General features: G+C 44.3%; 7 protein-coding genes. 4 read left to right on the forward strand and 3 right to left on the reverse strand.

Translation table 11 applies throughout. The features are described 5' to 3' along the window. The first annotated feature begins 116 nt into the window (after positions 1-116). The gene (locus HOO90_RS00755) at positions 117-6,074 is read left to right on the forward strand and encodes an alpha-2-macroglobulin (protein WP_292838462.1); all 5,958 of its coding nucleotides are present in this window, start codon (positions 117-119) and stop codon (positions 6,072-6,074) included. 130 nt (positions 6,075-6,204) lie between these two features. Then, the gene (gene pbpC, locus HOO90_RS00760; protein ID WP_292838464.1) at positions 6,205-8,544 is read left to right on the forward strand and encodes a penicillin-binding protein 1C; all 2,340 of its coding nucleotides are present in this window, start codon (positions 6,205-6,207) and stop codon (positions 8,542-8,544) included. 10 nt (positions 8,545-8,554) lie between these two features. On the opposite strand, the gene HOO90_RS00765 is transcribed toward pbpC, so the two are convergent. From HOO90_RS00765 to aceE, 3 genes are all read right to left on the reverse strand, one after another. Then, positions 8,555-9,496, reverse strand: coding sequence for a hypothetical protein (locus HOO90_RS00765; protein ID WP_292838466.1), 942 nt, complete (start codon positions 9,494-9,496; stop codon positions 8,555-8,557). 183 nt (positions 9,497-9,679) lie between these two features. Then, positions 9,680-11,017 (reverse strand): dihydrolipoyllysine-residue acetyltransferase, encoded by a 1,338-nt coding sequence (aceF, locus tag HOO90_RS00770; protein WP_292838468.1) that lies wholly within the window; start codon positions 11,015-11,017, stop codon positions 9,680-9,682. A gap of 12 nt (positions 11,018-11,029) precedes the next feature. Then, the gene (gene aceE, locus HOO90_RS00775) at positions 11,030-13,699 is read right to left on the reverse strand and encodes a pyruvate dehydrogenase (acetyl-transferring), homodimeric type (RefSeq protein ID WP_292838470.1); all 2,670 of its coding nucleotides are present in this window, start codon (positions 13,697-13,699) and stop codon (positions 11,030-11,032) included. Between the two features lie 246 nt (positions 13,700-13,945). Here aceE and HOO90_RS00780 point away from each other — a divergent pair, with 246 nt between their 5' ends. Together HOO90_RS00780 and HOO90_RS00785 are read left to right on the forward strand one after the other, a co-directional pair. Continuing rightward, positions 13,946-15,406, forward strand: coding sequence for a leucyl aminopeptidase family protein (locus HOO90_RS00780; protein WP_292838472.1), 1,461 nt, complete (start codon positions 13,946-13,948; stop codon positions 15,404-15,406). A gap of 28 nt (positions 15,407-15,434) precedes the next feature. Then, a complete protein-coding gene (locus HOO90_RS00785; RefSeq protein ID WP_292838474.1) occupies positions 15,435-16,103 on the forward strand; it encodes a Crp/Fnr family transcriptional regulator in 669 nt (222 codons plus the stop codon). Positions 16,104-16,345: the final 242 nt, after the last annotated feature.

A 16,345-nucleotide genomic window follows, 5' to 3' on the forward strand; every position in this document is an offset into this window, starting at 1 on the left:
CTAAATACCTTCAAAATATATGAATAAGTAGTATGATTTATAGCTTGAAAATTTAAACCTCTTAATCAAGTGGTTTTTAATACGACTCGTTTCAAAAAAAGAATAAGGATTTCTTCATGCCATTCATCAGCACTGGTCTTAAGCTTATTAATACGATTACAGCCAACTTGCTGCAACTGATAAGTGCCGGACTAGGCTTCTTATTTGGTTCAATTAACTATCAGGCGCCGTCATGGTTGAAATGGCTTGGCAGCAAGCTCTGCAACTTACGTACACTGATTGCTCAAAAACCTATCAAAAGTTTAGGTATATTCGCCTTACTAGCAGCGTTAATTGCAGGTGGCTGGCAGGCTTGGCTATGGTATCAAGCAAGGCCACAGCCTGTTACTGTAAAAGTCACCGTTACAGCACCAACCAGAACGGAAATAGAATATAATGCCGCGCCTAACCCACTTAGCATCAGCTTCGACAGCTCAGTAGCACCGATTGAGCTTGTGGGTAAAACTGTTACCGAAGGCATTAGCTTACTGCCAAAAATTGACGGTGTATGGAAGTGGACTGCTGAAAACACTCTGCAATTTCAACCCAAGGCTGAATGGCCCGTTGGCACGCAATTTAAGGTGAGCTTGAATGCTAAAGCACTCACCCCAAAAACCTTGCTAGATAAATGGGACATTGAATTTAACGCACCGCTATTTATCGCGGGCATTGTGAATAGTGAGTTTTATCAAGACCCTATCAATGCCGCCATGAAAAAAGTAGTTGTAAACCTCAACTTTAGTCACCCAGTTGATACTGCTAAATTAGAAAAAAGCATCACGCTTAAAATGCGCACCAGCAAAACCAGTTTGCTAAGCTTTGGAACGGACACGATTCCCTTCGTTGTGAGTTACGACAAATTAAAACTAAACGCCTATATACACTCGGCGCCGCTAGCCATCCCAAAAGACGATAGCGTACTGGAAGTCAGCATCGACGAGGGCCTAAAAGCCGCACTAGGTGGAAAAGTTTTTGAAACCAAGCTTACGCAAAGTGTCAATGTACCAGGGCTTTACAGCTTGCTAATTAATGAAATTAGCCCGATTGTTGTTTCTAACGACCAAAATGAGCCTGAGCAAATTCTGCTCCTTAACGCCTCTGCCGCGGTCAATGAAAAAGAAATCGCCAGCCACATTAAGGTTTGGGTTTTGCCGCGGAATAAATTAGTCAGCACTACAGAAGAATTAAAGCGACCTTATGTTTGGGGCAATAATAAAGAAATCACTCCCGCGTTATTAGCCGCCAGCAAAGCACTTGCACTGGATGCGATTCCTGCAGAACGTGAAAATATCGAATCGCACTCATTTAAATACAAAGCACCTGTAGGCAGCTACCTTTATGTACAAGTAGATAAAGGTCTGAAATCTTTTGGTGGCTATCAACTGGGCGCGGTAACTCAGCACGTTTTACAGGTACCGCCTTTCCCGGCAGAAGTAAAAATTCTAAGCCAAGGATCCTTATTAGCCTTGAGTGGCGAACGTAAAGTGGCGGTATTGACACGTGACTTACCTGGCCTACAAATGGAAATTGGCCGCATTTTGCCAGGCCAATTGCAACATTTAATCACACAAAGCAGTGGTAACCTTGCCAGCCCATCGTTCAATTACTACATTGATGCTGACAATTTGACTGAGCGATTTGAGCATAAAATTCCATTAGCGCTGGAGGCAGGTAAAGCCCATTATGAAGCGCTTGATTTAACCGAGTACTTAAGCCAAGGGGAAGCGAAACGTGGTGTTTTCTTACTGACGGTGCGTGGTTACAAACCAAAAACAGAAGCGAATATTGAAGGTCACCAAACAGATGATGGCTCTAATTACAATCCAGTAGAAACACAAAACCCAGAATCGTTTGTCGACAAACGCCTCATTCTAATCACCGATTTAGGTCTAATTGCTAAAAAAGAGCTAGATGGTAGTCAAGTCGTGTATGTACAATCGATTCATACTGGCTTACCCATTGCGGGCGCCACCGTTGAAGTGATTGCTAAAAATGGTCAAGCTATTTTTAGCCAAACCACCGATGCGAATGGTCGCGTAAACTTTAGCAAATTGGACGGCTTGCAACGTGAGCGTGCGCCAATTATGTACATTGTGAAAAAAGCCGGCGACTTAAGTTTTTTACCGATCAATCGCTATGATAGAAATCTGGATTACTCACGCTTTGATGTCGGCGGCGTGGCTAATGCAGCCAGTTCAGATAGCTTAAACGCTTACTTATTCTCAGACCGCGGCATCTATCGCCCAGGCGACACCTTGCACATTGGCATGATTGTTAAAACCGCCACTTGGGCAAAAGCGCTGGATGGCTTGCCTTTGGAAGCGGAAGTGCTGGATGCACGTGGGTTAACTGTAAAAAGACAAACAGTTCGACTGGGCGCTGGTGGCTTTAATGAACTGGAATATAAAACACTAGAAACCTCACCAACCGGCAACTACACCATTAATCTTTACTCAGTTAAAGACAATAACGCCTATCAGCAACTCGGTTCTGTTTCGGTAAAAGTGCAAGAATTCTTGCCTGACCGTATGAAAGTAAAAGCGCAGTTTGCGAAAGACACAACGCTCTATCCTGAAAATGCAGAAGGCTGGCTCAATCCAAAAGATTTAAAAGCCAATATTAATGTGCAAAACCTGTTTGGCACGCCTGCAGAAAATAGACGTGTTACGGCGACCTTAACTCTTAGCCCAGCCTATCCTGCGTTTAGTCAATATAATGACTTTGCCTTCTACGACCCACTACGTGCTAAAGAAGGCTACAGCGAGAAGCTAAGTGAGGCCACCAGTAATGCGCAAGGCGTGGCGGAGTTTGAACTTGGCTTAGAGAAATACACCAAAGCCACCTATCGATTAAACATCATGGCGCAAGCTTATGAAGCTGGCGGTGGGCGTAGCGTTTCCGCAGAAGCAGCTGCGCTCATCTCTGAACAGTCATTCTTGATTGGCTTTAAAGCGGATGGCGACTTAAATTATGTGAGCAAAGCCAGCAAGCGCAATGTCAATTTAATTGCCGTGAATTCAACCCTGCAAAAAATTACAGCAGGTGACTTGAGCCTAAACCTGATTGAACGTAAATACGTTTCAGTACTGACCAAGCAAGGCAGCGGTACGTTCAAGTACGAATCACGCAAAAAAGAAGTACTCATTAAAACAAAACCTTACAGCATCAATGCGACAGGCAATACATTAGCATTGGCTACCGATGTGCCAGGAGATTTTGCTTATGTCATTAAAAATCAAGATGGCTTAGAACTTAACCGTGTGGAATATAGTGTTGCTGGCTTGGGTAATGTAAGCCGCTCATTAGAACGCAATGCGGAACTGCAACTCACGCTGGATAAAAAAGATTATGTTCCGGGCGAAACCATCAGTGTTAGCATTCGTGCGCCTTACGTGGGTGCGGGCTTAATTACTATCGAGCGTGATAAAGTCTATGCACAACATTGGTTTAAAGTAGATAGCCAAGCTTCTGTGCAAGAAATCACCTTACCTGAAGGTTTTGAAGGCAATGGTTACGTGAGCGTACAATTTGTGCGCGATCCAAGTTCGGAGGAAATTTTCACCAGTCCGTTATCCTATGGCGTGGTGCCATTTGCCACCAGCTTGGCACAGCGCACGAACACGCTAAAACTCACTGCGCCCGCTTTAATTAAACCAGGCCAAGCACTTAAAATGAAGTTGGATGCAGCTAAACCTGGTCGCGCGGTGGTATTTGCCGTGGATGAAGGCATCTTGCAAGTAGCGCGATACCAAAACCCCGATGCACTTGGTTTCTTCTTTCAAAAACGCCAATTGGAAGTTTCAACCTCACAAATTCTGGATTTAATTTTGCCTGAATTCAAAAAAATCATGGCCGCCACAGCACCTGGCGGAGATGCAGATGGCGCGTTAGGCAAACACTTGAATCCGTTCAAACGCAAAACCGACAAACCTGCCGTCTATTGGTCTGGCATTGTCGATGTGGCGGCTAGTAAAGAGTTTAGTTACACCGTGCCTGAAACCTTTAACGGTAAAATGCGCTTGATTGCGGTTGTAGTAAATGACGCCAGTATTGGCATTACCACGGGTGCTGCCATTGTTCGTGGTGATTTTGTATTATCGCCCAATGCACCACTTACCGTAACTCCAGGCGACACGTTTGATGTCAGTGTAGGGGTATCGAACAATGTAAAAAGTTCTGGCAATGACGCGGCCGTTACACTTAATTTAGCCGCCTCTCCTGCATTTGAATTGGTCGGTAGCGCAAAACAAGTGCTTAAAATAAGCGAATTGCGTGAAGGCACGGCGCTATATAAACTTAAAGTACGCGAAGGTGCAACCGCCAAACTAGGTTCCGCGCGGCTAGAGTTTGTTGCCAGCCTCGGCGCAAAATCAGCAAAACTCGGCACCGAAATAAGCGTGCGCCCTGCAGCACCGCATTTAACTCTATTGCAAACGGGCAGTTTTAAAGGCGATACTCAAGTAAGCGTTAAACGCGACATGTTTGCAGAATACCGTAAACAGCAAGCCAGCGTCTCACCCTTGCCACTGGTGGCTTCAGGCGGGTTGCTGGAGTACTTAGGCAATTATGAGCATAGTTGCACTGAGCAATTAATCAGTCAGGCATTACCGCTTGTGGTGCTAAAAAAACGCCCAGAATTACTAGCAAGCATTGGTAAAAGCAAGCCGGCAAACCTTGAAAATGCCTTCAGTGTTCTACGCTCCAGGCAAAATGCCGAAGGTGGCTTCGGCTTATGGGATGCCAGCGTCAGTGCAGATGAGTTTGCCAGCGTGTATGCCGTGCACCTCTTGCTAGAAGCACGCGACCATGCCAATGCAGGTGAAGTTGTTCCAGCAGACATGCTAAAAAGCGGCTTGGACTACCTGCAAACCTTGGCAGCAAGCCCGGCTGACAACCTAAATACTGTGCGCATTCGAGCTTATGCTACCTATCTGCTTACTCGCGAAGGCATTGTCACCACACCCTTGTTGGCCAACTTGCGTAGCACGCTGGACGCTAAAACTTTAACCGATGCCAGCTTTAAAGAATGGCGCTCGGATCTTACGGCAGCCTATATGGCCGCAAGTTACCAATTACTACAGCAACATGCGCTTGCCAACGAGCTTATTGCTAAACCGATTAAGTTGCTTGGCACTAGCGGTGAAAAGCCGTTCTATGGGCATTATTACGACGACGTGGTGCGCAACGCGCAAACACTGTATTTGGTTTCACGCCACTTCCCTGATCGTGTAAAAGAGGTGACTGCGGCCAGCTTAAATAATATTATGCAGCCGATTTCTGCGGGTCGTTTTAATACGCTCTCGTCTGCTTATGCGTTGCTTGGGTTTGATGCTTATGCTAACGTCACTGGTAGCAAAGTGGTTGCTCAATTAAGCATTAGTGCAATTGATAAACAAAACAAGGTCACCGCACTTAAATTACCTGAAAATATTGCCCCTTTGGTTAGTTTCCCTGCCAATACGGCACGCTTGAAATTGCAAGGCCCAAATGGCTTGCCCTTATTCTATGCTGTAACTGAATCTGGTTTTGACGTAAAAGCCCCAACTACCGCCTTAAAACAAGGCATGGAAATTATCCGCGAATACACCGATGAAAAAGGCGCTGCGGTAAACTCCATTACTATGGGCGATGAAATTACGGTTCGCATCAAAATACGCTCCATTGATGGAAACGTGGATGATGTAGCGATTGTCGACTTACTGCCAGGTGGTTTTGAACCTGTACTTCAAGCGGAGGCCAATGTCACCGAAACGGTTATTGAAGAAGGTGGAGGTTTTGAACCACAAGCCAGCAGTTGGACAAGCCCGCTCGGAATCGGAGGCAATTGGTTGCCAAGCTACGCCGACATTCGTGAAGACCGAGTGGTATTTTATGGTGCAGTAACAAATACCATCACCGAGTTCACTTATAAAATCAAAGCGACCAATAGCGGTCAGTTTGTGGTGCCGCCAGCTTATGCAGAATCCATGTATAACCGCTTGTTACAAGCACGGTCATTGCCAGCAAGCATTGCCGTGGGTCGTGTTGGAGAATAATTCTATTTTACTTCGTTATTCCCGCGCAGGGCGCGTTGGCTTGTGCATAAGCCGACCGTATCGCGGGCGCACAGCATGCCTGATACACCCAGCGTAGGAATGACGGGCTGGTTAATTCCGTTTTAAGATAATGCCAATATTTCAAAGACGTAGATCGTCCAAGTTTTTAAAGCATAGTTTGCTTGCCATACTGCTGCTTGGTTTAGTTTTGATAGGTTTACGGCTTTACCCCAAGCCTAAACTAGCTGATTCAATCCCCCACTCCACGGCCATTTATGCGGCCGATGGCAGCTTGTTAAGACTGACTCTAGCCGCAGATGCTCAATATCAGCTATGGGTGCCGCTTAAAAAAATTTCACCCAGCGCAGTAGAAGCGGTTAAGTTGTACGAAGACCGTTATTTTAACTGGCACTTCGGCGTTAACCCTGTTGCGCTATCGCGCGGCCTTGTTCGCACTTATGCTGGCGGCTCGCGTCAAGGTGCTTCAACCATTACCATGCAACTGGCACGTGGTTTATATGGCATTGATTCGCGCAGTTTATTAGGTAAAGCCAAGCAGATGCTGGCCGCCATTTGGTTAGAAAGCCGATATTCCAAACACGAAATTTTAGAGGCCTATTTAAATATCGCGCCCTATGGTGGCAACATCAAAGGCATTGCCACGGCCAGCCTGTTTTACTACAACAAGCCTACCAGCCGTTTGAACTTACCGGAAGCAATGACGCTAGCCGTGATTCCACAAAACCCCAATAAGCGCCTGCGTATTTCCAGTAAAAATGTATCGCTTAATGACGCGCGCACTCGCTTATGGCAAAACTGGTTAAAAAAACGTCCACAAGATAGTAAATACAATGCTGACATGGCCTTGCCAGCACAATCCCTTAAAGCCACGCGAAAAATTGCAAATCAAAATCCGCCTTTTCTTGCACCGCATTTCACTGATGCATTACTCGCAGAAAATAAGCATCAGCTCGTCATTCAAACTGGTTTGAATATTGGTGCACAAGCCACCCTAGAGCGCATGATTGCACGTTATATTGAAAACAATAAAAACTTTGGCATTCAAAATGTAAGTGCCATGCTGTATGACGCAAAAACCATGCAGGTAAAAGCGTTGGTTGGCTCTGCAGACTATTTTAACGCCGAGATAGATGGTCAGGTAAACGGCACCGCAGCCAAGCGCTCCCCTGGCTCGACCTTAAAACCGTTTATTTACGGCTTAGCAATGGACCAAGGCTTGATTCACCCTGCCAGCGTGCTTAAAGATACACCCACCAGCTTTGGCCCTTATAGCCCCGAGAATTTTGATGGCCACTTCATCGGTCCCATTACCGCCAGTGAGGCACTCATTCGCTCACGTAATTTACCTGCGGTAAGCTTGTCATCAAAACTCTCACAACCCAGTTTATATAATTTTTTAAAAAATGCAGGCGTAAGTGATTTAAAAAGTGAGTCGCACTACGGTTTGGCATTAGCTTTGGGCGGTGGTGAGCTGACGATGGAGGAGTTGGTGAGTCTATACGCCATGCTGGCCAACCATGGGCGCTTTGCGCCATTTAGTCTAACAAAGAACAGCCACGCCACATTCCCACTATTAAGTGAAGAATCTGCCTACCTGGCACTGGATATGCTAAGGCAGAACCCGCGACCCGATACCAGCGAACCAGACCGCTACAAAACTGCATGGAAAACTGGCACTTCTTGGGGTTTTCACGATGCGTGGACCATCGGAGTGAGCGGCAATTACGTTCTTGCCGTTTGGGTAGGTAATTTTGATGGAAAATCCAATCAGGCCTTCGTCGGTATAAAAACGGCTGCACCACTATTTTTTCAAATATTAGATAGTCTACGTCATCAACATTTATTAAGCCCACAAACCGAAGTAGAGGCCATGCCTCCACGCACATTAATCAAGGTAAAAGTCTGCACTGCCAGCGGCGACCTGCCCAACCAATATTGTAAAAATTTAACTGAAACTTGGTTTATTCCAGGCAAATCGCCCATTAAAATCAGCACCTTGCATCGCCCCGTGTATTTTGACAATACGACCAATCAAGTGTTTTGTAGTGCTGGGGCAAATACGCGAGAAGAAATCATCGAATTTTGGAATTCAGACATGTTGCGGCTCTTTCGTGAAGCAGGCATGCCACGCCGTGTACCACCTAATTTACCTGCAGAATGCAGCAATCAAAACGCACAACGGCAAGAAGATAAGCCACAAATCACTTCACCACTTAGAGGCGTTGCATACACTATTCGACTAAGCAAACCCGAAACCATTGCGCTAAAAGCTAGTCGCCGCGCACAAAGTACCATTTACTGGTTTGCTGACAATGGCTTTATTGCAAAAAGCGAGGCGGGAGTGGCGATGGCATGGTCACCACAAAAAGCGGGACATTTCATATTGCGAGCCGTAGACGAGTCTGGACAGTCGGACAGTCGAGAGGTGGTGGTCGAGTTTGTACCCTAAGCAAACTCGACTAAAACAATGTTGTTAAATGCGGTCCAAGCGTTTGGGTATTTACAAAGGTCATGCCATACATTGCGGTCATCCCCTTACAGCTCTCCTCCTCTAAGTCTGCCACACAAAGTATAAAATATCTTTGATCTATCGCTAGCCGTTTACGTAATGCTACATATTTATCAAGCTCTTGACGAAAATCACCAGATTTACATTCAATATAAATTGGCTGACTGTAATTTATAAGAAAGAAAACATCAAGCTCTCTATTTTCGCTATTAGAGAAAGTAATTGTCATATTTCGGGCGCAAGAAAATTTAATTTTTCGTTCCTGACAAACTCTCAATCCAACCATTAGCGCAAACCATTCTAACCAGTCGCCAGCAAAAAATCTCCTAACGCTAGGCGCATTTTGTAAAACCACGCGTATGCTTTTCTCTTTTTTATTGCTGATGCAACGTGCGATGAGTGAATGCTCATAAAGCTGCTGAACAAAAGCTTCAATTGTTTTAGCATCTTCATTAGACTTTTTATCAAGATAAATCAAATTACTTGTGTACTCTTTGAGTTGGGCGTAACGAATTCTCTCGCACACCTCACTAAGTAGTTCGTAATTAGAACCAATCGCCACTGCAGCTTCGTCAAAAAAACCAGTGGTATCAACCGCATTAATACTCGCCGTAGCAATGATGTTTTTTGATTTGAACCACTGAACAATAGGCGCATGTTGCTCTTGAGAACTCAAAGAATCAGAGTTATGTAAGTCGATACTTTCGCCATAGTTCTTAAATTGAGTTTGATTCGGTGTTGAAGAATCAGGATTGAGGGCATTAAACTCTTTGCGTAATGCAAAGTACATCTCAGAAAGCTTGTTAACAAAATATACTGTGTCATAAACTGTAGTGCCAGCACCACATTGACAAACTATCGATGTTCCAACAAACTCACGCTCATGTTCCACCACATTGCCACATTTATTACATCGAGAGATCGCCATATTAGACTAAACAGAAATAAAATTTGATTTTAGCATCAAAATTACTGAATATTCTGGAGCGGCAGATTATTGGGTTCGATTGGAAATGAACTACGAATTTAAATTTCACCAATCTCGATAAGTCGAGATTGGTGAGCGGGAGGAACATTAGAGTAATAACCTACGCACATCACTCAACATCATGCGCATATGGCTGGTAAAGCGCGCACCATCCGCACCATCTACTACACGGTGGTCATAAGAAAGTGATAGCGGTAAAATTAATCGTGGTTCAAAAATTTTGGTTTTAGCGTCATACACTGGCTGCATACTGGAGCGTGACACGCCTAAAATCGCCACTTCTGGGCAATTAATAATTGGCGTAAACATAGTTCCGCCAATACCGCCAAGGCTAGATATGGTAAAACAACCGCCCTGCATTTCTTCTACTTTAAGTTTGCGTTCACGCGCTTTGGTTGAAAGTTCCATTAAATCACGTGCAATATCCAACACATCTTTTTGTTGTACGTCTTTGACTACGGGTACAACTAAGCCATCAGGCGTATCGCAAGCAAAGCCAATGTTGTAGTAATTTTTCAGTATCAAACTATCGCCATCGGGTGAAAGCGAGGAATTGAAATTAGGGTAGGCTTTTAATGCATTCACTGAGGCTTTGATTAAAAAAGCCAGCATGGTGAGCTTAACACCGCGCTTTTCGGCATCCGCTTGCATCGACCTTCTAAAGTCTTCCAAGTCACTAATATCCGCCTCATCAAATTGCGTGACGTGTGGCGCGGTTACCCAGTTACGGTGTAAGTTTGCACCTGAGAGTTTTTTAATACGTGAAAGCGGTTTAGTTTCAATCGTACCAAACTGGCTGAAATCAATCACAGGCATCGGCAATGCCGCCAGACTACTTACGCCTGCACCCATGTTTTCTGTACGCGGTTTGGCTAACTCACCTTTAACATAAGCCTGTACGTCAGCTTGCACAATGCGGTTTTTAGGCGCACTACCTTTTACCAACGCCAGATTTACACCTAATTCTCGGGCAAATTTACGTACAGAAGGACTTGCATGCGACAGCTTGCCAGTATCCACCACTGCGCTTGCACCAACCGGTACAGGCTGATTTAGTGGTGCAATGGTCTTGGGTGGGGCTGGTGCAGGGCGAGTTGGCTCTGGTATTGCCGCTACAACTGGTTTTTCAACTGCAGGCTGCGGTGTTGCTTTGGTTTCATGTGCTTTAATGGGCGCTGCCGCCAATTCGCTAACGTCCAATGTCAAAATCAAACTGCCTTCTGAAGCCTTGTCCCCTACTTTTATTTTGATGTCCTTCACTATTCCTGCAAGCGGTGAAGGAATGTCCATCGATGCTTTGTCCGATTCCACTGTAATCAGCGAATCTTCTTTTGCGACAGTGTCGCCCGCTTTAACTAAAACATCAATCACATCCACACTATCGAAATTACCGATATCAGGAACAAATATGTCTTGAATGGCCATGTGTGCGTATCCTTAAACTGTCGTTGGGTTAGGCTTGTTAGCATCTAACTTGTATTTTTTTACCGCTTCAGCTGCTTTGCTTGCTGGCAATTTACCTTCATCTGCCAGGGCTTTGAGCGTAGCTAATACAACATAATATCGATCTACCTCAAAGAAGCTACGTAATGCTTCGCGACTGTCTGAACGGCCATAACCATCGGTGCCAAGTGCTACAAATTTACCAGGAACAAAGCTGGCAATTTGCTCAGCAAAAGATTTCATATAGTCTGTTGAGGCTATGGTTGGACCTTGCGCACCTTTCATCGCTTGGGCAACATAGCTTAATTTCTGAGGTTTTTCAGGGTTAAGCATATTCCAACGCTCTGCGTCTAGCCCATCGCGGCGTAATTCATTAAAGCTAGTCACACTCCAAACATCAGCCGATACACCCCAGTCTTTTTCGAGCAATTCAGCGGCAGCAATCACTTCACGCAATATCACACCGCTACCCATTAATTGTACTTTTTCGCCTTTTGCCTTTGATTTGCTAAAGTTATATATTCCTTTAAGAATGCCAGCTTCAGCGCCTTTTGGCATTTCAGGGTGTGTATAATTTTCATTCATCAACGTAATGTAGTAGTACACATCTTCTTGATTTTGCACCATGCGGCGCAAGCCTTCTTGAATAATAACCGCAAGTTCATAAGCAAACGTTGGGTCATAGGATAAACAGTTCGGGATTGTCGCCGACATCAAGTGGCTATGGCCATCTTCATGCTGCAAACCTTCTCCGTTCAGTGTTGTACGGCCTGCCGTGGCACCAAGCAAGAAGCCACGTGCGCGAGAATCACCTGCGGCCCAGGCCAGGTCACCAATGCGTTGAAAACCAAACATGGAATAGAATATATAGAACGGAATCATTTGCACGCCAGTGACTGAATATGACGTAGCAGCAGCAATCCAACTTGAGAATGAACCCGCTTCATTGATGCCTTCTTCAAGAATCTGACCATCTTTAGATTCTTTGTAATACATCACTTGGTCAGAATCCATCGGCTCATAAAGCTGACCTTGACTCGCGTAAATACCAAGCTGGCGGAACATGCCTTCCATACCAAACGTACGTGCTTCATCTGGCACAATTGGCACGACATATTTACCAATTTGCTTATCTCGCACCAAGGTGGATAAAATTCGCACAAAAGCCATCGTGGTTGAGATTTCGCGCTCACCTGTTGATACCAACATATTCTCAAATGCAGACAATTCAGGCACTGCAAGCTCATTACCTTTACGGCGGCGCGCTGGCACAGAGCCACCCATCGCGGCACGACGCTGGGCCATGTATTGCATCTCGGGCGAATCTTCTGCTGGCTTGTAGAAAGACAAGCTTTCTACTTGTTCATCGGTAAGCGGCAAATCAAAGCGGTCTCTGAATGCTTTTAACGAAGTTAAGTCCATACTTTTTTGCTGATGCGTGGTGTTTTGCGCTTCGCCTGCTTCGCCCATGCCATAACCCTTAACGGTTTTAGCCAAAATCACAGTAGGCTGGCCTTTGTGATTTACAGCTTCGTGATAAGCGGCATAGACTTTGTGAGGGTCATGACCACCACGATTCAAGCGCCAAATATCAGCATCGCTCATGGCGGCAACCATTTCTTTTAGCTCAGGATATTTGCCAAAGAAGTGTTCACGCGTATAAGCACCACCTTTTTGTTTAAAGTTTTGATATTCGCCATCCACGCATTCTTCCATGCGTTTTTTCAGCAAGCCATCTTTATCCATCGCCAACAGAGGATCCCAATAAGAACCCCAGATTACTTTTAATACATTCCAGCCCGAACCGCGGAAATCCGATTCTAACTCTTGAATTATTTTGCCATTGCCACGCACAGGACCATCTAAGCGCTGTAAGTTACAGTTAATGACAAATATTAAATTGTCTAATTTTTCACGACTTGCTAATGATATGGCGCCTAATGATTCTGGCTCATCCATTTCACCATCGCCACAGAACACCCAAACTTTACGGTCGCTAGTATCGGCAATTCCGCGGTCATGCAAATATTTCAAGAAACGTGCTTGGTAGATACCAGTAATTGGTCCCAAGCCCATCGATACAGTCGGAAATTGCCAAAAATCTGGCATTAACCATGGGTGAGGATAACTAGGCAAGCCATTACCACTGACTTCTTGGCGGAAATTAGTCAATTGTTCTTCCGAAATGCGGCCCTCTAAAAAGGCACGAGCATAAACACCTGGTGAAGAGTGACCTTGGAAATACACGCAATCGCCGCCAAAACTTTCATTGGCAGCGCGAAAAAAGTAATTAAAAGCCGTATCATACAAAGTTGCAGCTGACTGAAAACTGGCGATATGCCCCCCAACGCCAGGAGATTTTTCATTGGCTCGTAGCACTGTCATAATCGCATTCCATCGGACTAAAGCACGAATACGGCGTTCCATTTCAGGGTCACCCGGTAATTTTGCCTGCAAATGGGTTGGAATCGTGTTTACGTATGCAGTCGTTGCATTGTACGGTAGGTTGCTACCTGAACGACGTGCCTTGTCAATCATCGCCTCTAGCAAGAAGTGTGCGCGTTCAGTACCCTCGTTTTCTATAACTGATGTTAGGGCATCTAGCCACTCTTGTGTTTCTTGCGGATCAGTTTCAGTGAAACCTGTTTGATTATTTATTGCCATGCGTGAGATTTCTCCGTGTTGCGGTTGCTACGCGTATAATTTATTAAAAATAATATATAAAACGCTGTAGCAACTAAACGTGAATTAGATTGTTCTATGTTAAGAACCACTATAAAACTTTTATTTAAGGCTATAGTGTGGCTTTTTTAGCCATTTTGGTCAAGTTAAACCACACTAAACAGCATGCAATTTAATCAGATTCGCTACTTTTGTATTACATAATATAGAAGAGTTAAGGAAAAACAAATGTCGTTAAAATTATCACAATTCCCATCAATTGGCAGTGAAAATTCATTATCATCCCACAAACATTCACTTTTTGTATTGACGGAAAATGAAGAGGAAAATTTTCCATATGCTGAAATTTTACATACTAAATTAAAACGCACACACGGTGAACTTAAGGATTTATATAAAACTCCTTTAACTACTGAACTGCCGAACGGCGGAATAGCAAGTTTTGTCGCGTTAGAAAAAAAACTTAATATTTTTCAACGTCATACACTACTCAGAAAAGCATTGAAACCATTACTTGATGAGCAACCAACAGAACTAGCTATCTTTGTTTTTGGCGACGAAAGCGAACGTGAAGCACATGCCTGCGCAGCTTATTATGTAGCCACTGTGAATGCCGCAAAATTACCTAGTCGTAAAAAAGAAGACAAATTTAATGCCCTAAAATCAATCAGCATGCATGGCTACCTGGCTGAACATGATTACAGCTACGTTAACGCTCGCGTTGCAGGTAATACCTTATGCCGTGAGCTTACGATTACACCTCCAAACGAATTAAACCCTAACATTTACCGCAAAAAAATAGCTGAATTAGCTAAAAACCATGGCTGGAGGCATGAAGAATTTGATATGCCTACCCTAAAAAAAATTGGGGCTGGTGCATTTTATGCCGTTGGTCAGGGAAGCAACCCGCAAGACGCGGCTATTGTACATTTAACATACAAACCTAAAGATATGCAAAAATGTATAGCCTTGGTAGGTAAAGGCATTTGTTTTGATACTGGCGGGCACAACTTAAAACCAGCTAAATACATGCAAGGCATGCATGAAGACATGAATGGTAGCGCTGTTGCACTAGGTATTTTGCTTGCTGCCAGTCAGCAGCAACTACCTGTTCAGATTGATTGTTGGCTAGCGATTGCTCAGAACCATATTGGTCCATTGGCCTATAAGCAGAATGATGTAGTGACTGCGCTTAACGGCACAACAATTGAAATTGTCCATACAGATGCCGAGGGCAGAATGGTGCTTGCTGATACTTTAACACTTGCAAGTCGAGAAAAACCAGACATTATTTTGGACTTTGCCACACTGACAGGTAGCATGATGACAGCACTTGGAAGCCGCATGAGTGGCGTGATTAGCAATCGACCTGATCTTGCCTGTAGGGCAGTAGGGGCTGGCATCGCAGCGGGTGAGCGCATTGTTGCTTTCCCATATGATGATGACTATGAGAGCGATTTGGACAGTGATATTGCTGATATTAAGCAATGTACACTAGAGGGGGGAGCTGACCATATTCACGCTGCAAGGTTTTTAGGCAGATTCATTGAGCATGATATAGCTTGGATCCATGTGGATTTATCCTCCGCAAACAACAAAAGTGGACTAGGTGCAGTGAATAGCGATACGAATGGCTTTGGTGTCGGATTCGGTCTAGAACTTATAAAGAATTTAATTCAAGCCGGCTAAACATAGACTAAATGCGTAAGGATAATTGATGCAAAATTTACATAACAACCTCGCTTGGCTTACGCAATTTCCGGATTTAGTTGATTTAGACCAGCATGCGAGAGAATTACTAGCCAATCATTCACGCATCGTAGAAGCTCCCATTGGTACCATCGGCTACCGAGAGGGTACGCCCTGCGGAGCCTATGTAATGCGTTTAGCGGGCCGTTCGCGTGTATTTAAAATGTCGACTAACGGTCGTGAGATTTTACTTTATCGGGTTTCAGCTGGTGAAACATGTGTCATTACCACCACTTGCCTTTTAGGTAATAGTGATTATCCAGCCTCAACCATTGTTGAAGAACCAATTCGTGATGTGCTGATTCCTTCCAACATCTTTCATCAATTAATGGTGGATTCCGCAATATTTCGTAAATACGTAATGACTAATTATGGCGCATTAATCACCGATTTAATCGTGCTATTAGATGAGGTCGCATTTCATAGTTTAGATGCACGTTTAGCTAAAGTGTTATTAGACGCCAAGGCTTGCCAATTAACTCGAACACACCAACAAATTGCCGACGAACTGGGCACTGCACGCGAAGTTGTTAGTCGTCAATTAAAACGACTTGAACAAAAAGGGGCTGTAACATTAGGTAGAGGTCAGATAGCAATTACAAACCGAATTACATTAGAAAAATTAGCTAACGCCTAGCATGCTAACAGTTCCAAAACCCTCATATTTTTGGCGACGCTTATTCTAGAGGCCAAATTGTTTCAATTTATTAGGGTTAATTTATTTGAGCAATAACAGAGATTCACTGAAAATCCAATAATCTATCGGTCACAAAGCAAAAAGCCCTCAAACGAGGGCTTTTGTCTGACCACAGTAGTTGTGGTCTAAATAAATAGCTTGGCAGTGACCTACTTTCGCATGCAAAAAGCATACTATCATTG

The organism is Methylotenera sp., from assembly GCF_013141425.1.
In the GTDB taxonomy this organism is placed as follows: domain Bacteria; phylum Pseudomonadota; class Gammaproteobacteria; order Burkholderiales; family Methylophilaceae; genus Methylotenera.

Coding starts and splice junctions, on each gene's coding strand:
- HOO90_RS00755 (WP_292838462.1), top strand. CDS start 117: ATGCCATTCATCAGCACTGGTCTTAAGCTTATTAATACGATTACAGCC.
- HOO90_RS00785 (WP_292838474.1), top strand. CDS start 15,435: ATGCAAAATTTACATAACAACCTCGCTTGGCTTACGCAATTTCCGGAT.
- aceF (WP_292838468.1), bottom strand. CDS start 11,017: ATGGCCATTCAAGACATATTTGTTCCTGATATCGGTAATTTCGATAGT.
- aceE (WP_292838470.1), bottom strand. CDS start 13,699: ATGGCAATAAATAATCAAACAGGTTTCACTGAAACTGATCCGCAAGAA.
- pbpC (WP_292838464.1), top strand. CDS start 6,205: ATGCCAATATTTCAAAGACGTAGATCGTCCAAGTTTTTAAAGCATAGT.
- HOO90_RS00780 (WP_292838472.1), top strand. CDS start 13,946: ATGTCGTTAAAATTATCACAATTCCCATCAATTGGCAGTGAAAATTCA.